General features: G+C 68.6%; 22 protein-coding genes. 10 read left to right on the forward strand and 12 right to left on the reverse strand.

Going from position 1 to position 24,266, the window contains the following annotated elements; translation table 11 throughout:
• Window positions 1-18: 18 nt before the first annotated feature.
• From CKO33_RS11260 to CKO33_RS11270, 3 genes are all read right to left on the reverse strand, one after another.
• Window positions 19-2,133, reverse strand: coding sequence for a bifunctional metallophosphatase/5'-nucleotidase (locus CKO33_RS11260; protein WP_200182339.1), 2,115 nt, complete (start codon window positions 2,131-2,133; stop codon window positions 19-21).
• Between the two features lie 164 nt (window positions 2,134-2,297).
• The gene (locus CKO33_RS11265; protein ID WP_200182340.1) at window positions 2,298-3,434 is read right to left on the reverse strand and encodes a GGDEF domain-containing protein; all 1,137 of its coding nucleotides are present in this window, start codon (window positions 3,432-3,434) and stop codon (window positions 2,298-2,300) included.
• A gap of 94 nt (window positions 3,435-3,528) precedes the next feature.
• Entirely contained in the window at window positions 3,529-4,752 is a 1,224-nt protein-coding gene (locus tag CKO33_RS11270) for an MFS transporter (RefSeq protein ID WP_200182341.1), read from the reverse strand.
• Window positions 4,753-4,838: 86 nt separating this feature from the next.
• On the opposite strand from CKO33_RS11270, the gene CKO33_RS11275 reads away from it, so the two are divergent.
• Together CKO33_RS11275 and CKO33_RS11280 are read left to right on the forward strand one after the other, a co-directional pair.
• Window positions 4,839-6,893 carry a site-specific recombinase gene (locus tag CKO33_RS11275; protein ID WP_200182342.1) on the forward strand — a complete coding sequence of 685 codons (2,055 nt, stop codon included), beginning with the start codon at window positions 4,839-4,841 and terminating at the stop codon, window positions 6,891-6,893.
• 62 nt (window positions 6,894-6,955) lie between these two features.
• Entirely contained in the window at window positions 6,956-7,507 is a 552-nt protein-coding gene (locus tag CKO33_RS11280; RefSeq protein WP_200182343.1) for a DUF2058 domain-containing protein, read from the forward strand.
• 67 nt (window positions 7,508-7,574) lie between these two features.
• Here the strand turns inward: CKO33_RS11280 and CKO33_RS11285 are convergent, their stop codons facing one another.
• The 5 genes from CKO33_RS11285 to CKO33_RS11305 all read right to left on the reverse strand — a co-directional run bounded on the left by CKO33_RS11285 (window position 7,575) and on the right by CKO33_RS11305 (window position 11,572).
• Window positions 7,575-7,922: a hypothetical protein gene (locus CKO33_RS11285; RefSeq protein WP_200182344.1), complete on the reverse strand. Its 348-nt coding sequence runs from the start codon at window positions 7,920-7,922 to the stop codon at window positions 7,575-7,577.
• A 45-nt stretch (window positions 7,923-7,967) separates the two neighbouring features.
• Window positions 7,968-9,275 carry a serine hydrolase domain-containing protein gene (locus CKO33_RS11290; RefSeq protein ID WP_200182345.1) on the reverse strand — a complete coding sequence of 436 codons (1,308 nt, stop codon included), beginning with the start codon at window positions 9,273-9,275 and terminating at the stop codon, window positions 7,968-7,970.
• A 160-nt stretch (window positions 9,276-9,435) separates the two neighbouring features.
• Window positions 9,436-10,632, reverse strand: a complete 1,197-nt coding sequence (locus CKO33_RS11295) for a BaiN/RdsA family NAD(P)/FAD-dependent oxidoreductase (protein ID WP_338081774.1) — start codon at window positions 10,630-10,632, stop codon at window positions 9,436-9,438.
• Between the two features lie 10 nt (window positions 10,633-10,642).
• The gene (arfB, locus tag CKO33_RS11300; RefSeq protein WP_200182346.1) at window positions 10,643-11,080 is read right to left on the reverse strand and encodes an alternative ribosome rescue aminoacyl-tRNA hydrolase ArfB; all 438 of its coding nucleotides are present in this window, start codon (window positions 11,078-11,080) and stop codon (window positions 10,643-10,645) included.
• Window positions 11,081-11,095: 15 nt separating this feature from the next.
• The gene (locus tag CKO33_RS11305) at window positions 11,096-11,572 is read right to left on the reverse strand and encodes an LEA/WHy family protein (protein ID WP_200182347.1); all 477 of its coding nucleotides are present in this window, start codon (window positions 11,570-11,572) and stop codon (window positions 11,096-11,098) included.
• 245 nt (window positions 11,573-11,817) lie between these two features.
• Here CKO33_RS11305 and CKO33_RS11310 point away from each other — a divergent pair, with 245 nt between their 5' ends.
• Window positions 11,818-12,759: a DMT family transporter gene (locus tag CKO33_RS11310; RefSeq protein ID WP_200182348.1), complete on the forward strand. Its 942-nt coding sequence runs from the start codon at window positions 11,818-11,820 to the stop codon at window positions 12,757-12,759.
• Here CKO33_RS11310 and CKO33_RS11315 read toward each other — a convergent pair.
• Together CKO33_RS11315 and CKO33_RS11320 are read right to left on the reverse strand one after the other, a co-directional pair.
• Window positions 12,731-13,312 (reverse strand): hypothetical protein, encoded by a 582-nt coding sequence (locus CKO33_RS11315; protein WP_200182349.1) that lies wholly within the window; start codon window positions 13,310-13,312, stop codon window positions 12,731-12,733. The genes CKO33_RS11310 and CKO33_RS11315 overlap by 29 nt on opposite strands.
• Before the next feature lie 78 nt (window positions 13,313-13,390).
• A complete protein-coding gene (locus CKO33_RS11320; protein ID WP_200182350.1) occupies window positions 13,391-13,660 on the reverse strand; it encodes an Lrp/AsnC family transcriptional regulator in 270 nt (89 codons plus the stop codon).
• Between the two features lie 189 nt (window positions 13,661-13,849).
• Between CKO33_RS11320 and pth the strand changes: the two genes are divergently transcribed.
• Complete coding sequence (pth, locus tag CKO33_RS11325; protein WP_200182351.1) at window positions 13,850-15,712, forward strand: aminoacyl-tRNA hydrolase; 1,863 nt, start codon at window positions 13,850-13,852, stop codon at window positions 15,710-15,712.
• Here pth and CKO33_RS11330 read toward each other — a convergent pair.
• The gene (locus tag CKO33_RS11330; RefSeq protein ID WP_200182352.1) at window positions 15,709-17,022 is read right to left on the reverse strand and encodes an HDOD domain-containing protein; all 1,314 of its coding nucleotides are present in this window, start codon (window positions 17,020-17,022) and stop codon (window positions 15,709-15,711) included. The two genes, pth and CKO33_RS11330, sit on opposite strands and share 4 nt — an antisense overlap.
• Window positions 17,023-17,241: 219 nt before the next feature.
• On the opposite strand from CKO33_RS11330, the gene CKO33_RS11335 reads away from it, so the two are divergent.
• The 5 genes from CKO33_RS11335 to CKO33_RS11355 all read left to right on the forward strand — a co-directional run bounded on the left by CKO33_RS11335 (window position 17,242) and on the right by CKO33_RS11355 (window position 21,876).
• Window positions 17,242-18,369 carry a 4Fe-4S dicluster domain-containing protein gene (locus CKO33_RS11335; RefSeq protein ID WP_200182353.1) on the forward strand — a complete coding sequence of 376 codons (1,128 nt, stop codon included), beginning with the start codon at window positions 17,242-17,244 and terminating at the stop codon, window positions 18,367-18,369.
• Window positions 18,353-19,186, forward strand: a complete 834-nt coding sequence (locus CKO33_RS11340; protein WP_200182354.1) for an FAD/NAD(P)-binding protein — start codon at window positions 18,353-18,355, stop codon at window positions 19,184-19,186. The genes CKO33_RS11335 and CKO33_RS11340 overlap by 17 nt, the downstream gene beginning before the upstream one ends.
• 2 nt (window positions 19,187-19,188) lie before the next feature.
• Complete coding sequence (locus CKO33_RS11345; protein WP_338081775.1) at window positions 19,189-19,971, forward strand: NADH-quinone oxidoreductase subunit B family protein; 783 nt, start codon at window positions 19,189-19,191, stop codon at window positions 19,969-19,971.
• Window positions 19,968-21,293 (forward strand): Ni/Fe hydrogenase subunit alpha, encoded by a 1,326-nt coding sequence (locus CKO33_RS11350; RefSeq protein ID WP_200182355.1) that lies wholly within the window; start codon window positions 19,968-19,970, stop codon window positions 21,291-21,293. The genes CKO33_RS11345 and CKO33_RS11350 overlap by 4 nt, the downstream gene beginning before the upstream one ends.
• Window positions 21,294-21,375: 82 nt before the next feature.
• Window positions 21,376-21,876, forward strand: a complete 501-nt coding sequence (locus CKO33_RS11355; RefSeq protein WP_200182356.1) for a hydrogenase maturation protease — start codon at window positions 21,376-21,378, stop codon at window positions 21,874-21,876.
• An 80-nt stretch (window positions 21,877-21,956) separates the two neighbouring features.
• On the opposite strand, the gene CKO33_RS11360 is transcribed toward CKO33_RS11355, so the two are convergent.
• The gene (locus CKO33_RS11360) at window positions 21,957-23,333 is read right to left on the reverse strand and encodes a ribulose-bisphosphate carboxylase (protein WP_200182357.1); all 1,377 of its coding nucleotides are present in this window, start codon (window positions 23,331-23,333) and stop codon (window positions 21,957-21,959) included.
• A gap of 327 nt (window positions 23,334-23,660) precedes the next feature.
• Between CKO33_RS11360 and CKO33_RS11365 the strand changes: the two genes are divergently transcribed.
• Complete coding sequence (locus CKO33_RS11365; RefSeq protein ID WP_200182358.1) at window positions 23,661-24,203, forward strand: carbonic anhydrase; 543 nt, start codon at window positions 23,661-23,663, stop codon at window positions 24,201-24,203.
• Window positions 24,204-24,266: the final 63 nt, after the last annotated feature.

The raw sequence follows: 24,266 nt of genomic DNA on the forward strand, positions 1-24,266 counted from the left end.
ATGGTACTCGCCATGAGGTCAGTCCTGCGTTGGATCATCGGCCACAATACTCAACCACTCCCGCGCATGAAACAGGGGGGCCTTATCATGCGGTATACAATCAAGCGAGACCCAACAGGTAACGTTCAGGATGCGCTCGTTCACCTCCATGGACACGTCATAGGCCGATGCGGCATCCCCGTGGAAGGCCTGGAGATACTCGCCCAGGGCATCCTGCTCGGTGCCCGCGGTGGCGAAATCGCTCAGGCCCGGATCATTGCCGGTATAGGCCGGATCCTCCAGGGAACGATACTCCGCGGCGGTGAGATTGTTGTAGGGATAGCCATCCCCGCAGTCCCCCCCATCGGCGGCGCAGTCCGCGAGGAAGTTCAGGGTGACCAGACGGAAGGTGCGATTGGCATCCCCCACCAGGGACCCATTCTCCACCACGGTATCCGTCACGGCACCACTGTCGTCCACCACCTCCAGGGTACGGATGCGCTCCCCGGTGGTGGCGGCCCCCTGGTTGTCGTCCCCCCCGGTCCGGGCGGTGCGGCTGGTATCGAACTCGAAACGCAGCCCGGCCACCTGGGGGAAAGACCCCGGCGTGGCGTCAGGACCCGCCGCCGCCACGGCATGCTCCAGGATGTCCCAGAGCTCGCCTGCGGTCACCGTCAGGGTGACTAGGCCGTTGTTGAAGGCCAGGGAGGTCTCCATATCCAGCTGGGAGATGCCCCCATCGGGCTTGCCGTAGTCGTTACCCGCCGGCGGCAGATACTCCACCTCCGAGGCATCGGTACTGCCCGGGGGGGCCACGATGCGGCCGATGTCGGCCCGGATGCCGCCGCCGTTCTTCAGGGAGATCACCGGGGCCTCCCCCGTATCCAATTGATCCGCGTACCACAGGTTGGCGTCGGCGGTGAGATCCCCCAGGTTGCTCTCCCGGGTGCGCACGGTGGCGCGGCGGCCATCCAGATAGACGTCCGTATGCCCCTGCACGTTACCGTCCTTTTCCACCAGGACGTTGCGGAGGGCATCGCTCACGGCCATCACGCCGGGGATGGGTTCGGCCCCGAGGCGATTGACCGTGTCCTCCGTGGCGGCCCAGGCCCCGTTCATGGACGGATCCAGGGCATCGGTGATGATGCGCCCCTGATCATCGAACTCCAGCATCAGGCGACCGAGATAGGTGAAATCCCCATCGGTGTTCACCACCAGGACCGGGGCCTCATCACAGGCCGCTGTATACTCCAATGGGTAGAAGTCGGCGGCGGTGTCGCCCGCGCGCAGGATGTCATCGCCATCGGCCAGCAGGGTATTGGAGCCCCCGGCAATGATCACGTCCACACCGCACAGACGGGGCGCCAGGGCCCGCTCCACCTGGATCTGCTGCATGTGGGCCAGGAGGATGATCTTGTCGATGCCCGCATCCCGGAGCACATCCACATCCTCCTGGATGACCTGGGCCAGGGCATCCAGGGCCTCCCCGGAGCCATCGAATCCCACGGGGGCGATGCCGATATCCCCGGTGCTGGTGATGGAGGCCAGGGTCGGTGTGGAGGCCCCCACGAACCCGATGCGCTCCCCGTCCACGGTCACCACAGCGCTGGCCGCCAGCCGGCCCGCCCCATCCCCGGCCGCTGCGGCATCCGCCGTCACGAGATCCTCCAGATTGGCATCGCTGGAGAAATCCAGATTGCCGGAGAGATAGGGGAACTGCGCCCCCGGATAGTCCCCATCCGGGGCGATGATCCCGGCGAAGGCCTCCGTGCCGGCATCCAGTTCGTGATTGCCCACGGCGGAAACCTGCACCCCCAGGGCATTGGCCATGGCGATCTCGCCCCGGCCCACGCCGGAGGCTCCGGTCACCGCGCCCACCCGATCGTCGGCGCTGGCCTGGAAGATGGGACCGGGGATGTAGTTGTCACCGGAACTCACCAGCACGGTGTGCTCCGGCATCCCGCCCCGGAAATGATCCACCAGTGCGGAGAAGGCCTCCACGTTCTCCAGCGCGGCCGTGCCACCCCCGTCCACGTCGGCATAGTGCAGTAGCTGAAGCTGAAAGGCGGCATCGTTGTCATCGTCATCACTACAGCCCGAGAGCAGCCCGCCCAAAAGAAGGGGCAGCACCAGGAACGAGGATCTCCACCACATCACGCAACCTCCCCAATGTTGAATGGTTGCCTGAATCTACCGGGGAATGATGATGGGAGGTTGTCCAAACCATGATGTAAAGATGACGGGCATTGGGGCTCATCAAGCCCGCAGCCAGGCTTTCAAGCCGTCAAGACAGGCCAGTCCCTGGCGGGCTGGCCTGTTTACTCCCCGCCGAAGAACTCATCATGCGGCGTGTTGGCGGAGCGGACACAGCCCCTTCCGGCGTGCTTGGCCAGGTAGACGCTGTCGTCGGCCTTCTTGATGAGCTCGTCCGGGTGCGCCATGGAGGCGGTGCGTACGGCCACCCCGATGCTTGCGCTGCCCCGCCAGGCCTCATCCCCCGTGGGCACGCGCAGGGCCGAAACGGCCTCCTCCACTTGGTTCGCGATGTGCAGGGCACCCCGGTAGGGGGTGGCCGGACACAGCACCAGGAACTCATCCCCACCCAGCCTGCAGACGACATCATCGTTGCGCAGGCTGTGCTTCAGGGTCCGGGCCAGCGCCACCAGCACCTGATCGCCGCTGTCGTGGCCATGGGCGTCATTCACCTCCTTGAAGTGATCCGCGTCGATCATCATGCAGGCCAGGGGGTGGCCCGTGTCGGAGGACTCGTCCCACAGGGCCCGGAGCTCCTTCATGGCGTGGCGCCGGTTGGGCAGGCCGGTGAGGACATCCGTGCGCGAGAGCACCTCCAGCCGGCGGTTGGCCTCGGCCAGCTCCCGCGTGCGGGCGGCCACCCGGGCCTCCAGGGACTGGTTCAGCTGCAGCAGTTGCCGGTTGCGCTCGGAGACCAGGGTGAATAATCCGCTCAGGGCCGTCAGCAGGGGCTCGGTGGCCGCATCGCTCTCCCTCTCCTCCGCCTCGAAGGCCGCCTCGGGGGTGGAGCCCGCCCGGATGGCGGCGATCTGCCGGGCCATGTTCTGATCCTGCCCCAGGATGTGGAAGGCCAGCCAGTGGGAGAGATAATCCAGCAGATACCGCCCCGCGTGGGACACCCCCTTGTCCAGGGCCTCGTGCAACTGGTTGACCTCGTCCAGAAAGCCGCGATGGGCGGCCACATGGGCATCCATGTGGCGGGCATCCACCCCCGCCGACTGCATCAGCGCCTCCTCCTCCCGGAAGTGATAATCGGCATAGTCCGCCAGCTTCTGGTACAGGGCCTCCAGATCCCCCCGGTGGATCCGGTTACTGCCCATCAACCCGCCCAACTGGTTGATCAGTTGCACCAGGTGATGGTGCTGCTCGTCCACGGCCGCAAGACCGGTGACGAAGCGGTCGTTCCACTGGAAAGCGCGCATACGGACCGGCCCCTCGGGTGTTCGGAATGATGCGGTTGATTTAGACACGATACACCGCACCGGGCAGCGCCACCATGGCGGGGCATCGGCCGGCTCAGGGATCCCGCCCAAGCGCCCCCCAGGACACCCCCAGCGCCAACAGGATATAGCCGGCCAGGACCAGGGCCACCGTCTCCATTCCCAGCCCGGCATCCAGGGCCAGGCCCGCGGTCACCGGGGTGATGGCCGTGGACAGGACCATGGCGGCATGGACCATGGCACGGATGGCCCCCAGGTGGGCCGTGCCGTAGAGCACGGGCCAGAGGGCCCCCAGCAGGGTGCCCGCGCCGCCGATGGACAGCCCCATGAGGGACATGAAGACCCAGGCCAGGAGCGGGTGGTCCAGGGTGGCGATCAGCAGCAGGCCGGCGAGCATGGGCAGCAGGAAGAGCCGGAGCATGGGCCGGGCACCCAGACGGTCCAGGAGGATGCCCGAGACCAGCAGCCCCACCACATGGGCCACGGCAAACCCGGTGAAGGCCCCCGCCAGCGCCTCCAGGGACCAGCCCTTGTCGGCGGCCAGCTGGGCCAGGTGGAACACCATGGCCGTCATCACGAAAGGGGGCGCCAGCACCACCGGCAGGATGCGGTAGAAGCGCAGATCCCGCAGCACCTCGCCCCGGGTCCAGTGGCGGCGGCGGGGACGGGGGACATCCTCCTGTCCGGCCCCCTCGGCAGTATCGGCGGGATCGACACGGCCCCGGCCCCGCAGCAGCCACAGCAGCAGGGGCAGGAACACCACCACCATGGCCCCGGCGGAGAGCCACCAGGTGGTGCGCCAGCCCACGAGACCGATGAGGGCCACCCCCGCCGCGGGCATCACCGCCTCCGCCAGGGGCAGGCCCTTGGAGGCAATGCTCACCGCCTTGCCCCGGTGGGCCTCGAAGTGCCGGGCCATGCTGGTGGAGGCCGTGTGCATAAACAGCCCCTGGCCGCAGAAACGCAGCAGGAACAGTCCCAGCACCAGGGCCGCCGCCGAGGTGGCCGAGGCCATCACCAGGCAGCCGGCGGCCACCCCCAGGGCCACCCCGGTGACAAAGCGGGCCAGGGACATGCGGTCGATCCATCCCCCGGCCCAGGCCACCAGCAGGCCGCTGCCCAGGGTGGCCAGGGAATAGAGCAGACCGTACTGGCCATGGCTGAGGTCAAAGGCCGCCCTGAGTTCCGCCCCGAACACCCCCACGTAGAAGGTCTGTCCGAACCCGGAAAGGGCTGCGGCCAGGACACCGAAGAGCAGGAAGCGCCCATTGCGGCGCACGAAGTGCAGATAATCCGTCATGGCCCCAGTGTATCGCGTCCGCCGGGCGGGTGACTTTGCGCCCCCGATACCCCGACAATGGCGCCATCGATCCAGAGGGGAAGGCCATGGATACGGATTCGGTGGAGGATCTGCTGCAACAACTGAGGGCACACCTGGACGCGGACGGGGCCCCGGCCCTGCTGCCGGTGCTGCGGGCCGTGGTGGACTGGCTGCGGCCGGAGGACCCACGCCGCGCGGATCAGGCGGTGGAGCGCATCCGGATCTTCCATACCGCCATCACCAACGACACGGATCTGCGCCAACGGCTCCAGGCCCTGCTGCAGGAAGGCCTGGGGGAGGCCCGGCACCTGCCCCTGTACACCGAGATCGGCCTGTTCTCCCGCCGGGGTTTTCTCAAGGAACTGGGCCAGCGGGTGTACGAGAAGATCAACCCCCGGCCCCGGGACCCCCTGAACCTGCGGGACGTGCTGGCCCTGGTCTTCGATCACCCCGAGGATCCGGAATGGGTGGTGGCGGTGCCGGACGATGCCTGGCTCATGCTGCTGGACTGCTTCGAGGACCTGGGCCGGGAGGGCGGACCGGCCCTCAAGCGCGCCCGGGAGGAGGTGCTCTATGCCCTGGAGATGCTCTCCCTGTGGGTGGCGGCGGAGGAGCTGGAACCGGAACTGCTGCGCCTGGACCCGCGCATCGCCGAGCGCAACTCCCCCTTCGTGGCCCAGGAACGGGAGATCTCCGCCTACGTGAAGGACTACAACGCCTGGCTGGAGGATCCGCAGCGGTCCTTCCACGACGACCGCCATGCCCGGGTGCTGCTGGAACAGTGCGCCGAACAGATCCAGCGTTTCCACCGCCGCGCCGTCACCCACGGCAGCAGCATCAGCCTCACCCACCTGCTGCAGCGCCTGGACCAGACCCTCACCCGCATGCGCGATCTGCTCAACATGCTGGACCCGGAAGACCCGGTGAAGCGGCGCTGCACCGCCGCCCGGCTGTTCCGTGCCCTGGTGGTGGAAAACGCCCGCCAGCGCTGCATCAAGGCCCTGTGGCAGGACAGTGTGCGCCTGGTGTCGCGCAGCATCACCGAACAGTCCGGCGAGACCGGCGAGCACTACATCACCCGCGACCGGCGGGAATACCTCCAGCTGCTGGCCTCCGGGGCCGGCGCGGGCCTGGTCATCGCCCTCATGGCCCTGATCAAGATCCACATCCTGCAATGGGACCTCTCCCCCGGCTGGGAGACCGTCTGGGTGTGCCTCAACTACGGCCTGGGGTTCGTCCTCATCCACGTGCTGCACTTCACCGTGGCTACCAAGCAGCCGGCCATGACCGCCGCGCGACTCTCGGCGGTGATCGAGGCCGGCGAGCGCGGCGCTGCCAACCAGACCCAGCTGGCCGAATTACTGCTGCAGGTGGGGCGCTCCCAGTTCGCCGCCGTGCTGGGCAACATGGGCGTGGCCCTGCCGGTGGCCCTGGGACTGGGCTGGGCCGCCCTGACCCTGCTGGGGACGCCGGTGGTGGATCCCGTGCAGGCCCACTACCTGCTCCAGGGTCTGCACCCCCTGGCGGGGCTGGCCCTGTTCTATGCGGCCATCGCCGGGGTCTGGCTGTTCGTCTCGGGCCTGATCGCCGGCTACTTCGACAACCGCTGCGCCTCCCTGCAGCTGGGGGCCCGCCTGCGGGACAATCCCCACCTGGCCCGCATCCTCTCCCCCTGCCTGCGCCAGCGCCTGGCGGAGTACCTGGACCACAACTACGGCGCCCTGGCGGGCAACTTCCTCTTTGGCGTGCTTCTGGGGCTCACCGGCTGGGTGGGGCTCGTCCTGGGCCTGCCCCTGGACATCCGCCACGTGGCCTTCGCCTCCGCCAACCTGGGCTACGCCGCCTCCGTACAGGACCTGTCGATGCCGGTATTCGCCCTGCACTTCCTGTTCGTGCTGTTTATCGGCGCCGTCAACCTCTGGGTGAGCTTCGCCCTGGCCCTGTACGTGGCCCTGCGCTCCCGGGGCGTGCGCCTGGGGGACCTGGGCCAGCTGTCCCGGGCCTATGTACAGGCCGTGCGCCGCCGCCCCCTGGAATTCCTCCTGCCCCCGGCCCCGGAACCCCATCAGGAGACGGCGGACAGCAGCCGGAAGCCCCGAAACGACACCCACCACCCATGACCCGCAAGGGGCGGTGCGTTTAGAATGAACAGTCCTCCCGAAGCATCACCCGCGGAATCCCCATGGCCAATGCACTGCAGGAACAGCTCCTGAAATCGGGGCTGGTGGACGAGAAAAAGCTCAAGCAGGCCCGCCAGTCCGGGCCGCGCAAGGGCAAGAAGAAAAAGGGCAAGGGCAAGGGCAACCCCGAGGCGGCCCCCGCCCCCAGCGCCGCCGACGAGGCCCGGCGCCGGGAGGCGGAGCGCTCACGGCGGCTCAACGAGGAGCGCAAGGCCGCCGCCGAGCGCAAGGCGCGGGAGGCCCAGATCCGCCAGCTCATCGAGACCCACCGGGTGGACCGGGCCGGGGCGGACGTGGCCTATCACTTCCAGCACGGCCGCGTCATCCGCCATGTGTACGTCACCCCAAGGCAGCGCGACCGTCTGGGCAGCGGGCAACTGGCCGTCGTCACCCTGGACGGGGCCTACGAAGTGGTCCCCCGGGAGACAGCCGACCGCATCACCGAGCGCGACCCCGAACGGGTCCTCGTGCGCAACGACCCGGAACCGTCCGGCGGGAACGATGAAGACGACCCCTACGCCGGCTACGAGGTGCCGGATGACCTGATGTGGTGAGGTCCGGGGATGGCCCCACCGCAGACCCCGTCCCATTGAAGATGGCCAGACCCTTTGATGGTGGTGGCTATCGCTGCCGTTTCCGACCCCCTTTGGGTTTGAATCCGGCCGGTTTGCTGGCGATCCACTGGGTGAAGCTGCGGATGTCGGGATGGTTCTGGAGTGCTTCCAGGGTGTTGTATTCGCGCTCCAGGGTCTTCTCGTCCAGCACCCGGTGGACCTGGCTGTGACACGGGCGGCAGACCCAGATGACCCGCTGCCGCACCTCATCCCGGGTAAACAGGCGTTTGTTGCGCCGATTCCGGTGCCGGGTTCTCGGGATCAGGTGATGCCGCGTCAGCACCTCGGCCCGCCCGCAGAGCTGGCAATGGGTGTGGCGTTGGCCCCGGCCTGGATTGGATTCACGATCCGACATGACTGACGCGTTCGCGGGCCCTGGATTCGCACCCAGATTCAGAGGTCACCGCTCGTGCGCCATCAGGTAGTCAGCCAGCGCCCGGTAGGCCGGCAATGAAGTCGGGTCGTTAGCGGCATTGGCTGCCAACGGATGCGAGGCCAGGCGCACGATGACCATCTCCGCAGTGGGGTCGATCCAAATGGTCTGGCCGTGTACACCCCGGGCAGCGAAGGCACCGTGTTCGTCGTGACTGACCCACCACATGCCACGATAACTCCAGCCATCGAGACCGCTGAAACCAGCCTTTGCGAAGGCCGCCTTGTCGCCGCCCTGGCGGATGCGCGCGATGGCTTCTGCGGGCAGAATCTGTTCGCCGTCGAGACGCCCCTCATCGAGTATCAGCTGCCCCAGACGGCCCAAGTCACGCAAAGTGGCATTGAAACCCCCACCGGCAAAGGGTGTACCGATGGAGTCCACCGTGAAGAAGGCCTCCCGCTCTACGCCGAGCCGTGACCAGACCCGCTCGGCCAGCCAGTCGGCAACGCTCTGGCCGGTGGCGCGCGCAATGATCCAGCCCAGCGCATCGGAGTTGATGGTGCGGTAGCCGAAGGCCTCGCCATGGTTGCCGGCCTTATCGACCGTCTCAAGGAAAGAAAAGTAGCTACGCGGCCCGTCATAATCTTCGGGAGGTGGCAGCGGGCTGCCGGCACGGGCATAGGTCCAGACATCTGCCTCAGGGTCGGCATAGTCCTCGGAGTAGTCCAGTGCGGTGGTCATCTCCAGCACTTGGCGGAGGGTGGCATCGCCGAAGGCGCTGTTGGCCAACTCCGGCACCAGCTCTTTGACCCGAGCCTGCTCGTCCAGGGTGGACTCGGCTACCAATGTCTCACCGATCAGGCCGGTGAGCGACTTGGTCACCGACATCACCCCATGCAGGGTCGTCTCGTCCAAACAGCCAGCGTATCGCTCGTAGACCACTCGACCCTGGTGCAGCACCAGCAGGCCATCGGTGTGATTGACCTCGAAGGCCTCGCCCCACGTCATCTCCTCACCGCCGCCGGTGGGTTGGAAGGTCACATCATCAATCGACGGATCAAGTGCGTACGGTAGAACGCGGGCACCCTCAGTACCGGCGTGCACACCGACGGTGGGCATCAGCTCGCGGAAGTGACATACCGTCCACTTGAGCTTGTCACCGACGAAGTAGTCGTCGTCGGTGAAGCGAATGATGCGCTCCTCCGGGGGTGGAAAGCCCTCCATCCAACCTGTTGACGAGGCCGTTCTGGAATCCGCGGTCGACGTCGCTTGAGCGAAGGCTGCACCTGCCATGAGCAGGGTCGCGATGAGAGCTGTGGTCGTGGTGTTGAACATGGTGTGCTCCTCCGCCCAGGGCGACTAAGCCGCACCGGAAAGTACCCGTCCAATCAGCGCCCAATAGCCACACGGGCGAACCGTCTTACACCTTGATGGCCTAGTAATGTGGCTTCTGGCGCCTGCATTCACAAACTAAGCGTAACGCATGAACGTATCTTCACGCCCCCACCAGGGACCCCGCCGCATGGCCGGAGGCCCAAGCCCAGTGGAAATTGTAGCCCCCCAGCTGGCCGGTGACGTCCAGGGCCTCGCCGATGAAATGGATCCCCGGGTGATCGTGGCAGGCCAGGGTCCGGGAGGAGACGGCATCGGTGTCCACGCCCCCCACCGTCACCTCCGCCACGCGGTAACCCTCCGTGCCGGAGGGCCAGACCGTCCAGGCCTGGCAGGCGGAGACCGCCTGGCGCACCGCCGCCTGACTCAGCTGGCCCAGGGGCTGGTCCTCCACCCAATGACTGCACCAGCACCGGGCCACGCGGCGGGTGAGGTGCTGGGCCAGCAGGGTCTGGAGCATGCGTCGGGGATGGGTCCGGCGCTGGGTATCGATCTCCGCCTCCAGGTCCATGCCCGGCAGAAGATCGATCACCACCGGCTCCCCCGGATGCCAGTAGGACGAGGCCTGCAGTACCGCCGGTCCGCTCAGGCCCCGGTGAGTGAACAGCAGGTTCTCCGTGAAGGCATGATCCCCCGTGCGCACCGTGGCCTCCAGGGCGATGCCGCTGAGGTCCCGGATGCGCTGCAGGGGCCTGCCCTCCAGGGTCAGGGGCACCAGCCCCGGGCGCGGCGGTTGCACCGGGAGCCTCAGCTGGCGGGCCAGGTCCAGGCCGAATCCGGTGGTCCCGGTGGTGGGATAGGAACATCCGCCGGTGGCCACCACCAGGGCATCCCCGCTCACCGCCCCCGCCGGGGTGACGATGCGATGGGGCGGGCCCGGATGCACCTCCACCGCGGGGGTGCGGGTGCGGATCTCCACGCCGGCCTCGGCGCATTCCGCCAGCAGCATGCGGACGATGTCCCGGGCGGAGCCATCGCAGAACAGGCGCCCGTGCTCCCGTTCGTGATAAGGGATGCCGTGGCGCTCCACCAGGGCGAGGAAATCCCAGGGGGTGTAGCGGCTCAGGGCGGACTTGACGAAGTGGGGGTTGCGGCAGAGGTAGTGCTCCGGGCCCACGTCCCGGTTGGTGAAGTTGCAGCGTCCGCCGCCGGAGAGGAGGATCTTGCGTCCGGCCTGGCGGGTCTTCTCCAGCACCAGCACGCGCAGCCCCCGGGCCCCGGCCACGGCGGCGCACAGGAGGCCGGAGGCCCCGGCGCCGAGGACGACCAGGTCATAGTGATCGTGGATCGTGTCGGTCACGGGCAATGGATCAGCCGCCCGCCGGGTCGGTCTTCACCGGACCCCGCAGGGCCTTGGTGCGCCCGCGGCGGACCTTCTCCTCCAGGCGGCGGCGCCGGGCCCCGGCGGTGGGGCGGGTGGGCCGGCGCCGGGGCGTCGTGCGACCCGCTGCACGGATCAGGGCCTCCAGGCGCTCCAGGGCGTCCGCCCGGTTCTGCTCCTGGCTGCGAAAGCGCTGGGCCTTGATCACCACCACCCCGTCCTTGCTGATGCGCTGATCGTTCAGGGCCAGCAGCCGCTCCTTGCAGGGCCGTGGCAGGGTGGAGCGCCGGATGTCGAAGCGCAGGTGCACGGCGCTGGAGACCTTGTTGACGTGCTGTCCCCCGGCCCCCTGGGCCCGGATGGGGGTGATCTCCACCTCCCAGTCGGACAGGGTGCCCTGGCCCGGGATGGTCAGCAGCGTGCCCATGGCCGATCCCCCGGCTCAGCGGGCCCGCAGGGCCGATACGGCCAGTTCGCCGCGGTCCTCCACCGTGAGCGCCCGTCCCAGGCCGCCGGCGTCCAGGCGGGCGCGCACGGTGTAGTCCAGGGTATCGCCCTGGCTCTGTTGCAGCAGGTCGTTGAACAGTCTCAGGCCCCCCAGCAGGTCCACCCCCGCCTCCACCTCGAAACGGGATTCCCCATAGGCGGGCACGGTCTCCAGGTCGCGGGCCACGCCGGTGAGCAGGCGGTGCCCCTCCAGGTCCATGGTGTAGCTCATGCCCTTCAGGGGCAGGGCCACCGGGTTGGGATTGACCACCCGCAGCCCGAAGGCGAAGCGCGGCGCCATCCCCTGGGAGGGGACCACGCGCACGGATTCCAGGCTTACCGAGGGCTGCTCCACGATCGTGCCCAGCGCAGCGCACCCGGAGAGGATCAGGGCGGCGGCGGCCGCCAGAAAGAACCGTCTCGAGGGGGTCATCGCTCGTACTCCCAAAACCTCCACTATGCCGCCCCGGCGCCGGAAGGGAAACCCCGAGCCGTGGGGATCCCGGCTGGATCGGCCCGCACCCTGCCCCCACGCCCCCGCCACGGGGTGGCGATGCGCCCCCGGAACCCGCATCCCCCTCTCCAGGCGAGGCCAGACGAAGTACGACCCTTCCCCGGGGTTCGCCATGCCCCCGTTGAAAGGGGTAACATGAAAGGTTTTTCATCTGGATGGCCGCCATGTCCCTGGAACCCTTTCCGCGCCCCGTACCCACCCGCGACGGGCATGGACTGGCCGTCGCGGCGTTGCTGGTGGGGGCGACCCTCTGGGGCTTTTTCTGGTATCCGCTGCGGGCCCTGGAGGCGGCGGGGCTTCCGGGGTTGTGGGCCGTAGCGCTCATCTACCTGGGGGCGGCCCTGGTGGGGCTGGTGGCGGCCCGGCATCACCTGGGGTGGCTGCGGCGGGCGCCGCTGCGGGTGGCGGGCATCGCCCTCACCTCCGGCCTCTCGGGCACGGCCTTCAGCCTGGGCATGATCCATGGCGAGGTGGCCCGGGTGATGCTGTTCTTCTATCTCTCTCCCGTGTGGTCGATGCTCATGGCCCGTCTGTTTTTGGGGGAATACCTGACGGCCACCGCGATCACCGCACTGCTGCTGGCCCTGGGCGGTGCGGTGGTGATGCTCTGGCCCGGTCAGGCGGCCCTGCAGATCCTGCCGGCGGACCTGCTGGGGCTGATCGCGGGCATGGCCTTTGCCGCCACCAACATCCAGGTGCGCCATGCCCAATGGCTGCCCCTGCGCATCAAGACCCTGGCCGCCTGGGCCGGGGCCCCCTTCCTGGCGGCGGGCAGCGCCGGGGTCCTGGGCATGGCCCTGGTGCCGGATCCCCGCAGCATCGCCCTGGCGCTGCTGGTGGGGATGGTCATGATGACCGCCATGACCGTGACGGTGCAGATCGGCGTCACCCGGCTGCCGGTGCGCCAGTCCTCCGTGATCCTGGTCTTCGAACTGGTAGCGGGGGCCCTGTCCGCCGCCTGGCTGGCGGGCGAACACATGGGGCCACAGGAATGGCTGGGCGGGGTTCTGATCGTGGCTGGCGCCCTGGTGGCCGGGCGCCAGCCACGCGGGGGCGTCCTGCGACCCGGGGAGGAGGTCAAAGGGCCCAGAGCAGGTAGGTGCTGATGGCACCACAGGCCATCAGGGCCACCATGGCCCAGGGGGCCAGGGCCTCGGCCTCCCCTTCCCGGTGGCGCCGGAACCCGGGGCTCAGGCGATAACGCAGACCGAAGACCAGGGCATACCCCACCACCGCCGCCGAGGGGACATACACCAGCATGAGCAGCCCCCCCCAGACCATGAACGGCGGCCGCGTCTGCACCAGGATGTACACCAGGGTCCACCAGAAGGCGGTCAGGGCCAGGGGCACGGCGGCGATGAGGGGATTGAAGGGCGAGGCCTCCAGCAGGCGCTCCCGCCAGGGCCGTCCCTTCCCCTTGCCGCGGGCCCCCTCCCTGGGAATCCCCCCCTGCCCGTCCGGGTGCGGGGAACCCTCGCTGCGCCCCTGGGCCAGGTGCCGGTCATAGCGTTCCGCGGCCGTGTTGAGATAGCGGGCCCGGGCCTCGTTGGGATCCCGGCCGCAGGCCTCCAGGCACTGCTGCCAAAGGCCCTCGTTGCGGTTTTCCTCGAGTTCGCGGGCGGCCAGGAGCCAGGCCTCGCGGTAGTGGATACTGCTCATGGTTGAACACACTCCCGCCCCGCCCGGCGTCCGGGCGGGGGATGACCGTTTGACTGGGATGGCGTGAGAGATCCGCGCTCACACGGAGAACATGGCCTCCAGATCATGCCGGGAATAGGCCTTGAAGGCCAGCAGGGTCTGGGTCTTGGCGATGCCATCGATGGTGAGCAGGTGTTCCGTCACCAGTTGCGCCAGGGCCTCGTTCTCCCGCACACGCACGATGGCGATCAGATCATAGGGCCCGCTCACGGAGAACACCTCGGAGATGGCCGGCATGTCCGCCAGCTGCGAGGCCACCTCGTTGACCCGGGTACGTTCCACGTTGATGAGGATGATGGCGGTGAGCATGAAGACGGGCTCCTGTGTTGTAAGGCGGTCGGCGGGATCGCCTCAAAATACCCGATCCCGGGGCCGGGATGCGACTCCCGGCCCCGGGGGATTGCAAAACGCCAGCCCCCGATCTATGAAACCATTCGGGCCAAGAGGAGGCGCCCTCGGGAATCAACCCCTCTTCCCACACGGACACTGGAAGCATCCATGCAGATCAAAACCCGCCTCCACCAGGCCCTGGCCTGGCGCCACCAGCGCTGGCACGAACGCACCCGGATCCTGCGGGCCCGCCTGCGCCGGCCGCTGCTGCGACGCACCACCTTCGTCGGCATCACCGGATCGGTGGGCAAGACCACCGCCAAGGACCTGGCGGTGTCCGTGCTGCAGCAGCGGGGCCCCACCCGGGGCAACGCCCTGGGGCTGAACTACCTGGGGGACATGGCCGGCATGCTGCTGGCCCTGCCCCGGGACACCCGCTTCGCGGTGCTGGAGATCGCCACCGGCGGTCCCGGGACCATCGATGCGCGCGTCCGCCTGGTGCGCCCCCGCATCGCGACCATGACCGTGATCGGCCGGGACCACATCAAGCGCTTCGGCGGCTCCCAGGAGGCCATCGCCGAGGAGAAAGCCAAGCTCATCCAGGCCCTGCCCGCGGACGGCGTCGCCGTGCTCAACCGCGACGATCCGCTGATCCGCGCCGTGGGGGAGCGCACACCGGTGCAAAAACTCTGGTTCGGCACCGCCGGGGATGCCCACCTGCGCCTGCTGTCCGCCCGCTCCGAATATCCGGAACCCCTCACCCTGACCCTGGCCCACGAGGGCCGTGAATACACCTGCCGCACCGCCCTGCACGGCACCCACCTGGCCGTGCCGGTGCTGGCCGCCCTGGGCATCGGGCTGGCCGCCGGCCTCACCCTGGAGGAGGCCATGGCCGGACTGGCCGGGGCCCGTCCCGCCCCCGGACGCATGCAGGTGGTGCCCACGCCGGAGGGGATCACCTTCCTGCGGGATGACTACAAGGCCCCCCACTGGACCCTGCCCGCCAACCTGACCTTCCTGCAGGAGGCCCGGGCCCGGCGCAAGGTGGCCGTCGTCGGCACCCTGTCGGATTCGTCCCTCTCCGCCTCCAAACTCTACCCCAAGGTGGCCCGGCGCATGCGGGAGGTGGCCGACCGGGTCATCTTCGTGGGTCCCCATGCCCTGCGCGCCCTGAAGGCCCGCACCCATGCGGACGATCGCGACCTGGTGGGCTTTACTGATCTCCTGGATGCCCACCATTACCTGCGCGCGGAGCTGCGCGAAGGGGATCTGGTATTGCTCAAGGGGACCAACCGCATGGATCACCTGGTACGCCTGGTCCTGGCCCGGCAACAGCCCATCACCTGCTGGGTGCAGGACTGCGGCAGGAACACCTTCTGTGACCGCTGTGCGCTGCGCCAGCGGACGGATTCCAGGGCAACGCCACTGGAGACGGTGTCGGCCGGGGCCGATCCCGCTGCAGAAGGACCGGAAGACCCCGCCGTGTCCCCCGCCTGGCTGGTGGTGGGGCTGGGCAACCCCGGGGCAAGGCACGCCGGTACCCCGCACAACCTGGGCGCCGATGTCGTGGCGCTGCTGGGCAAGGGGATGGCCGAGGACTGGAGCGACACCCCGGAGGGGCGCCTGGCACGGACCCGCATCGCACACCAGGAGGTGATCCTGTTCCAGCCGGGCATGGCCATGAACCACAGCGGGGAGGTTGTGGAGGCCCTGCGCCGCCGCCTGGGGGTGGACGGGCGGCGGGTCCTGGTGATCCACGACGACACGGACCTGCCCCTGGGGGAGGTGCGCCTCAAGCCCAGCGGCAGCGACGGCGGCCACAAGGGCCTGCGCTCCGTCTTCGCGGCCCTGGGCAACGACGGCTTCATGCCCCGTATCCGGGTCGGTGCGCGCCGACCGAACCAGGGAGATGGGGACGCCCGCGACCGGGTCCTGCGCCCGTTCAGCACCGGGGACCGCGCCGGGGTGGAGGCCGCCTTGGAGCGCGCCGCCGCACTGGTCCAGCGGACGCTGCAGGAGGCCCCTGATTAGCCCCGGGCGGGATGGGCCTCAAAGCGCCGGATCACTTGGTCCAAGAAGGGGATCCGGCCTTCTGCATCCGGTTCGGGCAGGTCCAGGGCGTGGAAGGACAGGGTCTCGTCGTAGCGCGGCTGCACCCTGGCATCCCCCCGGTAGAAGGCCTGCATGTAGCGACTGGCCACGTTGACGATGTCCGCCTCCGGGTGTTCCGGATCCAGACCGCTCTGGTTGCTGGCGTGGCGGATGGCCGTGGTCACCTCCGGCCCGAAGTGCCAGTGGATGGCGATCATCTCCCCCACGAAGGGATAGACCTCCTCAATGAGGGCAAAGGCCCGCCCATCCCCCATCTCTTCCCGACGCTCGGCGATATAGGTGGCGGCACCGAACTTGCCGATCTGGGAGAGCATGCCCACCAGCAGGGCGTTCTCCGGGTCCTCCAGCCCCAGGTGGGCGGCCATGGCGTGGGCCAGGGCGGCGATCACCCGGCTCTCGCTGCGCAGCTGGCGGACAAAACGATCGAAACGCGGACAGCCCACGGTGAACACCTCGTCCAGAAAGACCACCAGGACGATCTTCTTCATGCGGGTCAGCCCCATGCGCACCACCGCCTCGCGGATGGTGGAGACCTCTTGCATGCCGGTGAACAGGGCGCTGTTGGCGGCGCGGATCACCGTGGCGGTGAGGGTTACGTCCTCCCGCACCAGGGCCTCCACCGCCTCGACACGGACCTCGGGATCCTCCAGCAGCGTCCGGGCCCGCATGGCCGTGTCGGGCAGGCTGGGCAGACGGAAGCGGTCCCCGGTGATGTCCGCGCTGATGGCCTGCAGAAGCGAGGAAGCCTCTGCCGAGATGGCGGCCTCCAGGTGGATGTCCACCCCGCCCCGGGCCTTGCGGTGCTTCTGCAGGGCGTCGAACAGGTTGCGGTCCACCCGGATCACCCGGGCACCCCCGGGGAAGTCCGCCCCTTCCACCCCCACATCCAGGGGGAGCAGTTCCCGTGCATGGCGATCCGCCTCGGCCATCTTCTGCATGGCGCCGTCCTCGCCGAAGATGCGGGCCTCCCCGGAGAGCAGGTAGTACCTCCAGCGGGTCTCCTCCATGACCCGCAAATACAGCCCCGCAGGGGCCTCCATGAGCCGGGCCTTGCGCGCGATGACCTTGAGGGTCTCCGCGTCCTGATCCCGGAAATCGGCATACGCCTCCAGGGTCTGGGGGGAAACCCCTTGCGGAAGGGGCCGCAGGCCCGCGTTCCGGTCGGATCCGGGATGCGCCGGCTCCCCGTCCCTGACGGCGCCTTTGAAGAATCGCTTGAACAGGTTCATGGCATGTCCGAGGCTTGTTGGGAGCCCGGGCGGGGAAGGGAAACGGGGCCATAGACACGCCCGGGGTGCACATTCTACCCGCTGTGGGCCCCCAAGAAAGCCGGTTGCGGAAAACCCCCGGTTCCGGAAGATCAAACCATGGAGCGGGAATATTGATCTGGATCGAAACCGCGACAGGGCGGCGCCGACACCGGGCCGCCCCTGGTCTAGGCTTGGATCATGGACGACGCTCCCCTGTTTCTGCCCCGCCCTGAGGCGGACCGGCTCCCGGAGGCACTCCGGAGTGCCGGCTATGGCCGCGTGCTCGGTCCGGTGGCCCGGGACGGGACCGTGGTGCTCGCCCCCATCCAAACCTGGGCGGACCTGCCCGCCGGATTGCGGGATGAACAGGCCCCGGGCCACTACCGTCTCGTCCCCGGAGAGGACCGCCGTTGCTTTGCCTGGGCCAACGGGCCCCAGGCCCTCAAGCCCCTCACCTTCGCCCCCCGGGAGGTGCTGTGGCGGGCCCGTCGCGATGCGGACGGGGCCCTGCAGTTCGATCCCGCCGTGGCCTCTCCCGAGCCCTGCGCCGTCCTCGGTGCCCGCCCCTGCGACCTGGCGGCCCTGGCGCTGCAGGAGCGGCACTTCCTCCACGGCCGTTTTCCCGACCCGGCCTTCCGCGCCCGCCGGGAGGCCCTGTTCCTGGTGGCCGTGGCCTGCACCCACCCGGCGGACACCTGCTTCTGCGCCGCCACCGGCGACGGGCCCGGCCTTCCCCGGCAGGGCTTCGACCTGGGGCTGACGGAACTGAAGGCGGGGTACCTGATGGTCTCCGGCAGCGACCGGGGGCGGCGGGTACTGCAGTCCCTGGACCTGGCCCCGGCGGGGAAGGCACAGCGGCGACAGGCCCGGGCCGCCCTCACCCGGGCGGCGAAGGCCCAGACCCGCCGCCTGCCCGGCCAACGGCTCCAGGCGGAGCTGTACGCCCGTCTGCAGGCGGATCACTGGGCACAGGTGGGGGAACGCTGCCTCTCCTGCGGCAACTGCACCGCCGTATGCCCCACCTGCTTCTGTCACATGGAGACGGACGAACCGGCCCTGGACGGGCGGGATTCCACCCATCTGCGCCAGTGGAGTTCCTGCTTCAACGCCGAGCACAGCTTCATGGGGCACTTCGTGGTGCGCCATGACACCCGCCTGCGCTACCGCCAGTGGCTCACCCACAAGCTGGCCAGCTGGCACGAACAGTACGGCCGTTCCGGCTGCGTGGGCTGCGGCCGCTGCATCACCTGGTGCCCGGTGGGCATCGATCTCACCGCCGAGACGGCGGCCCTGCTGGCGGAGCCCCCCCATGGGACCGCATCCTGACCTGCCCTGGCCGGTCCGGGTGGACCACCGGGTGCAGGAGACCCGGGACATCTTCACCCTGCAGCTGACGCTGGAGGATCCCGGGGTGCGCGCCGCCTACCGCGCCCTGCCGGGGCAGTACAACATGCTCTATCTCTTCGGCGTGGGCGAGGTGCCCATCTCCGTGGTGTCCAGTCCGGAGGACGGCGGCCCCCTGGAGCACACCATCCGCGCCGTGGGCCGGGTCACCCGCGGGCTGGAGCGGCTGAGGGTGGGCGACCGCCTGGGCCTGCGCGGGCCCTACGGCCGGGGCTGGCCCGTGGATGCGGCCCGGGGACGGGACGTGGTGGTGGTCACCGGCGGCCTGGGGTGCGCGCCGGTGGTGGCCATGATCCGCTACATCCTGGACCACCGGGAGGCCCACGGCTCCCTCACCCTGCTCCAAGGGGTGAAACACAGCGACGATCTCATCTGGCGGCGGCAGTACCGCCGGTGGGCGCGGCAGCCGCAGGTGCAGGTGCTGCTGGCCTCGGACCAGCCGGGACCGCAATGGCCCCACAGCGTGGGCAATGTCACCGTGCTGCTGGACCGGGCCCGCATCCCGCCCGGCGCCCTGGCCCTGCTGTGCGGACCGGAGCCCATGATGAAGGCGGTGATCCCCGGTCTGATGCAGCGTGGCATCGCGGCAGAAGATATCTTTCTGAGCATCGAGCGCAACATGCAGTGCGGCATCGGCCACTGCGGACACTGCCAGGTGGGACCCCACTTCATCTGCCAGGACGGGCCGGTGTTCCCCTACCCCGGCATCGCCGACTGGATCGACCGGGAGGGCTTCTGAGGGTGAAACCCCGTATCGCGGTGCACAAGTTCAGCTCCTGCGACGGCTGCCAGCTGGCCTTTCTCAATGCCGGGGAAGACCTGCTGGAACTGGCCCGGCAGGTGGAGATCGTCCACTTCGCCGAGGCGGGCCCCATGGACCCGGAGGCCCCGGTGGACATCGCCTTTGTCGAAGGCAGCATCTCCACCCATGAGGAGGCCCTGCGCATCCGCCGCGTGCGCCAGGCCTCCCGTTACCTGGTCACCCTGGGGGCCTGCGCCACCGCCGGGGGGCTCCAGGCCCTGCGCAACTTCCAGGCCGACGGCGTGGGCGGATGGACCCGGGCCATCTACGCCCAACCGGCGTTCATCGAGAGCCTGGACACGGCCACCGCCATCGCCCGCCACGTGCCCGTGGACCTGGAGCTGTGGGGCTGTCCGGTGAACGGCGCCCAGGTGTTCACCGCCATCCGCCGCCTGCTCTTTGGCGCCCTGCCCTTCGTGGACAACGAGAAGGTGTGCCAGGAATGCAAGCGCCGCGGCGTGGTCTGTGTCCTGGTGACCCGGGGCATCCCCTGCCTGGGCCCGGTGACGCGCACCGGCTGCGGCGCCCTGTGCCCCGCCTTCGGCCGCGACTGCTACGGCTGCTTCGGCCCCGCCGAGAACCCCAACAGCCCGGCCCTGGCGCGGCGCCTGGAGGGGCTGGGGCTGGTGCCGGAGGCCGTGGCGCGGCGCTTCCATTTCATCAACAGTCAGGCCCCCGGTTTCCTGGAGACCGGTCTGGACTACACGGGAGGCCCGCCATGACCCCGGACGATCCCGGCAGACGCCACATCGACATCCGCGTGCCGGTCCTGGCCCGCGTGGAGGGGGAGGGATCGCTGGAGATCCGGGCCCGGGACGGCGTCCTCGAACAGCTGCAACTGCGCATCTTCGAGCCGCCCCGCTACTTCGAGAAATTCCTGGAGGGCCGGGGCTGGGAGGAGGTGCCGGACATCGTCGCCCGCATCTGCGGCATCTGCCCCGTGGCCTATCAGATGAGCGCCGTGCAGGCCCTGGAGCAGGCCTTCGGCGTGGTACCCGACGACTGGGTGAACCGCGCCCGGCGGCTGATCTACTGCGGGGAATGGATCCAGAGCCACGCCCTGCACATCCACCTGCTGGCCCTGCCGGACTTCCTGGGCTTTGACAATGCCATCGCCCTGGCCGGGACCCATCCGGAGGTGGTGCGCCGGGGCATGGACCTGCAGCGACTGGGCAACGACCTCATCCGCCTGTTCGGCGGACGCTCGGTACACCCGGTGGGGGTGCGGGTGGGGGGCTTTCACCGGGCACCCGACCCGGAGGCGGCGGCGGACCTCCAGCGCCGGCTGGAGCAGGCCCTGCCCCGGGCCGAGGCGCTGGTGGCCTTTCTCGCGGACCTGGATCTGCCCCGGGACGATCAGGACTTCATCAGCGTCGCCCTGCGCCATGAGCGGGAATACCCCATGTACGCCGGGCGCATCGTCTCCGACCACGGCCTGGACATCCCCGTGGAGGCCTATGCCGACCACTTCACCGAGGAACACCGGCCCCACTCCACCGCCCTGTACTCCCGCCTCCACGGACGCCCCTACCTGGTGGGCCCCCTGGCCCGCCTGAACCTGAACCACGACCGTCTCCCGCCGCGGGCCGCCGCGGCCCTGGCCGCCTCGGGCCTGCACCTGCCCAGCCGCAACATGTTCCATTCCCTCCCGGCCCGGGGCATCGAACTGCTGCAGGCCCTGGAGGACGCCCACGGCCTGCTGGCGGACTACGCCCCTGCACGACAGCCCCATGCGGGGGTGGAGCCCCGTGCCGGTGAGGGTTTCGGCGCCACCGAGGCCCCCCGGGGCCTGCTCTGGCACCATTACATCCTGGACGACGAGGGGCAGGTGCGCCTTGCCCGCATCGTGCCCCCCACGGCCCAGAACCAGGCCCGCATGGAGGAGGACCTGTACCGCTCCCTGGAGGCCTTCGGCCTGCACCACGACGACGATGCCCTGCGCCTGCGGGGGGAGATGGTGGTGCGCAACTACGACCCCTGCATCTCCTGCGCCACCCACTTCCTGAAGGTGCGTGTCCATCGGGATGGGGAGGAACCGAGATGAGGATACGGATATCCCCGCCCAGGGTCGCCCAGGGGCTTGCCTGTCTGCTGGGGGTTGAGGCCGGACGGATCCGGGGGATGGAATGGAGCCGCTTCTGAAGGTCATCGGCATCGGCTCCCCCCAGGGGGAGGATCGGCTGGGCTGGGAGGCGGCCCGGTCGCTGGAGGGGCTGGACAGGGTCTCGGTCGTCTGCCTGGACCGGCCGGGGCCGTCCCTGCTCCATGCCCTGGAAGGGGAGACGGCCGTGGTGCTGCTGGACGCCATGGAGACGGACCTGCCCCCGGGCTGTGTGCGGCTGCTGCGGGCCGCGGATCTGATCACCGGGGGGGATGGCCTCTCCAGCCACGAGCTGGGGGTGGCCGGCACCCTGGCCCTGGGCCGTGCCCTGGGATCCCTCCCTGGGCGGCTGTGGCTCATCGGCATCCAGGGCCGCGGCCAGGGCGGCCTCAGCGAACGGGAACGCGCCGCGGCCTTCACCGCCGTGCGGCGGCAGGTGCAGGGGCTGCTTCAGGAACAGGCCACCGGCGCGCCCCCTGGAGCCAAGGCAAGGGACCGGCATGCCGATCCCGCAAACGGGCAGTAAAAAGGCCCCAACCGCCGGAGCGGGAGGGGCCTTTTGAAGCCGCGGGGCCCGTACAGGCCCCGCACAGCCATGCCGGGGCCTTACAGGCCCAGCCGCTGGCGCCAGTCGGGGAAGAGCTTGTCGGCGTCCCAGTGGAAGGTCTGGAAGGCACCGCGCAGCTCGGCGTGGTCCCTGGCGTAATCCACCAGGTCGATGCCGGCCATCCAGGCGTCCCGGGCCTGGCGCAGGGACAGGGCCCCGGCCACCGGGCCATCCTTGTGACCGAAGGCGCCGCCGCCGGAGGTCTGGATGACATTGCAATGGCCCAGGTTATCGAAGAAGCCGGGCAGGCGCAGGGCGTTCATGCCCCCGGAGATGATGGGGGTGGTGGCCATCATGCCGTACCACTTCTGGGGATAGAACAGACCCTCGGACTCCTCGTTCTCCAGCATATGGGCCAGGAGCTTGTCCTCCGGGGCCCCTTCCATCTTGCCAAAGCCCATGGTGCCGGTATGGATGCCGGAGGCCCCCTGCAGGCGGGACATCTTCATGTGCACCAGGGTGTTATAGCCGCGCTTGGCCTGAGGGCTGGTGACGGCCCCGTGACCGGCGCGGTGATAGTGCAGGAACTGGTTGGGGAAGTAGCGGCGGCAGGTGGTCACCGCGCTGGGGCCGGCCACGTAGCCGTCCACCAGGAAGGCCACATGGGAGGCGTTCTCGCCGAACTGCTCCAGGATGTATTCCCCCCGGGCGATCATCTCGAAGGGATCATCGGCCGTGATGTTGGCGGAGAAGAGCTTGGCCTCGCCGGTCTCGTCCTGGGCCCGGCGCATGGCATCGGCCACGGCGGGGATCACCTCCTTGAGGGGGCAGAAGACCTGGTTGCCCTGAGGCTCGTCGTTCTTGATGAAGTCCCCCCCGAGCCAGAACTGATGGCAGGCATCGGCGAAGGGCTGGGGCCGCAGGCCCAGCTTGGGCTTGATGATGGTGCCCACCACCATGCCGCCGTTGTGCACATCACGCCCCAGGACCTTCCACATCTGCTGGATGTTCATGGACGGACCATCGAACAGGTTCAGCAGGGCCGGGGGCATGTAGAAATCCAGCATCTTGGCGTATTCCACGTCGCCCATGCCCTGGTTGTTGCCGATGGTCAGGGTCAGGAAGGAGGCGATCATGGCCCGACCGTCCTTGATATTGCGGTCAAAGAGCTCGATGGGATAGGCGATCTTCATCAGCTCCTTCGCCTCATCGATTTCATAGACCAGGGCGTCCACCCCGCGGGTGAAGTCGTCCGTGGTGCTCACCTCCACGTTGGTCCCCGTGGAGGACTCGGCGGCGAAGTGGGCGGCGGTGGACAGGTAGTCCCCGAAGCCCTCCCGGGGCTTCATCAGGTAGGCGCACAGGACGTGCCGGCCACCCCGGATGAGATCGGCCTCGTTCAGGTCGAGGCGGGCATAGCGGCTGGATTGATCCATGTTTTCAGTTCCCCTTTGAGCGGTTCAAACCGATATTTCTGATTAAAATCAGTTTAATGCACATGTCGGTGCATTTGACGAACGGACGACACGGTAGGCCCCGGCCCCCCGGATGACAATCACGATTTATTATGATCACTATAAGAATATTTTCATGACGCACTGCACATAACCCATGGGGGGTTCCCCTCGACCCGACCCGCGCTAAAATAACCACCTCAAAGATCCATATCGCCCAAAGGAATGTAGATCCCGGAGCCATTCCCGTCCTGGCCTGCCTGTCCGCCAGTAAAATCGATTCAATACAAGAAGATGAGGTGAATCCCCATGGAGAAAAAACCTGCAGACACCCCCGTCCTGGTGGAACAGGACCGCCGCCGTTTCCTGCAGCTGGCGGCCCTGGGGGCCGGCGCCAGTCTGCTGGCCACCACCTCCTGGGTCCCCGAGGCCCGGGCCGCCGGCGAGACCGAGGCGCTGCTGCTCACCTGCATGGACTTCCGGCTCATGGATGAGATCGAGCGCTACATGACCTACCGCGGCCTGCGCAACAAGTACGATCACATGATCCTGGCCGGCGCCTCCCTGGGGGCCCTGACGGAACGCTATCCCTCCTGGAACAAGACCTTCTGGCAGCACCTGGAGATCTCCATCCAGCTGCATCACATCCACCGCGTGATCCTCCTGGATCACCGGGACTGCGGCGCCTACAAGACCTTCCTGGGGGACGCCCACACCGAAACCCCGGAACGGGAGGCCAAAACCCACGCCCAGTACCTGCACGAACTGGCGCGTCAGATCCGCATGAAACACCCGGAACTGGAGGTGGAAACCCTGCTCATGGACCTCAACGGCAAGGTGGAAGCCATCTGAAACCGTATATGGGGCGGCTGCGGCCGCCCCCTCCGTACCCCGAATCCGCCCCCCCTGCCGCAG

The sequence above is a fragment of the Ectothiorhodospira mobilis genome (genome assembly GCF_016584115.1).
In the GTDB taxonomy this organism is placed as follows: Bacteria; Pseudomonadota; Gammaproteobacteria; order Ectothiorhodospirales; family Ectothiorhodospiraceae; genus Ectothiorhodospira; species Ectothiorhodospira mobilis.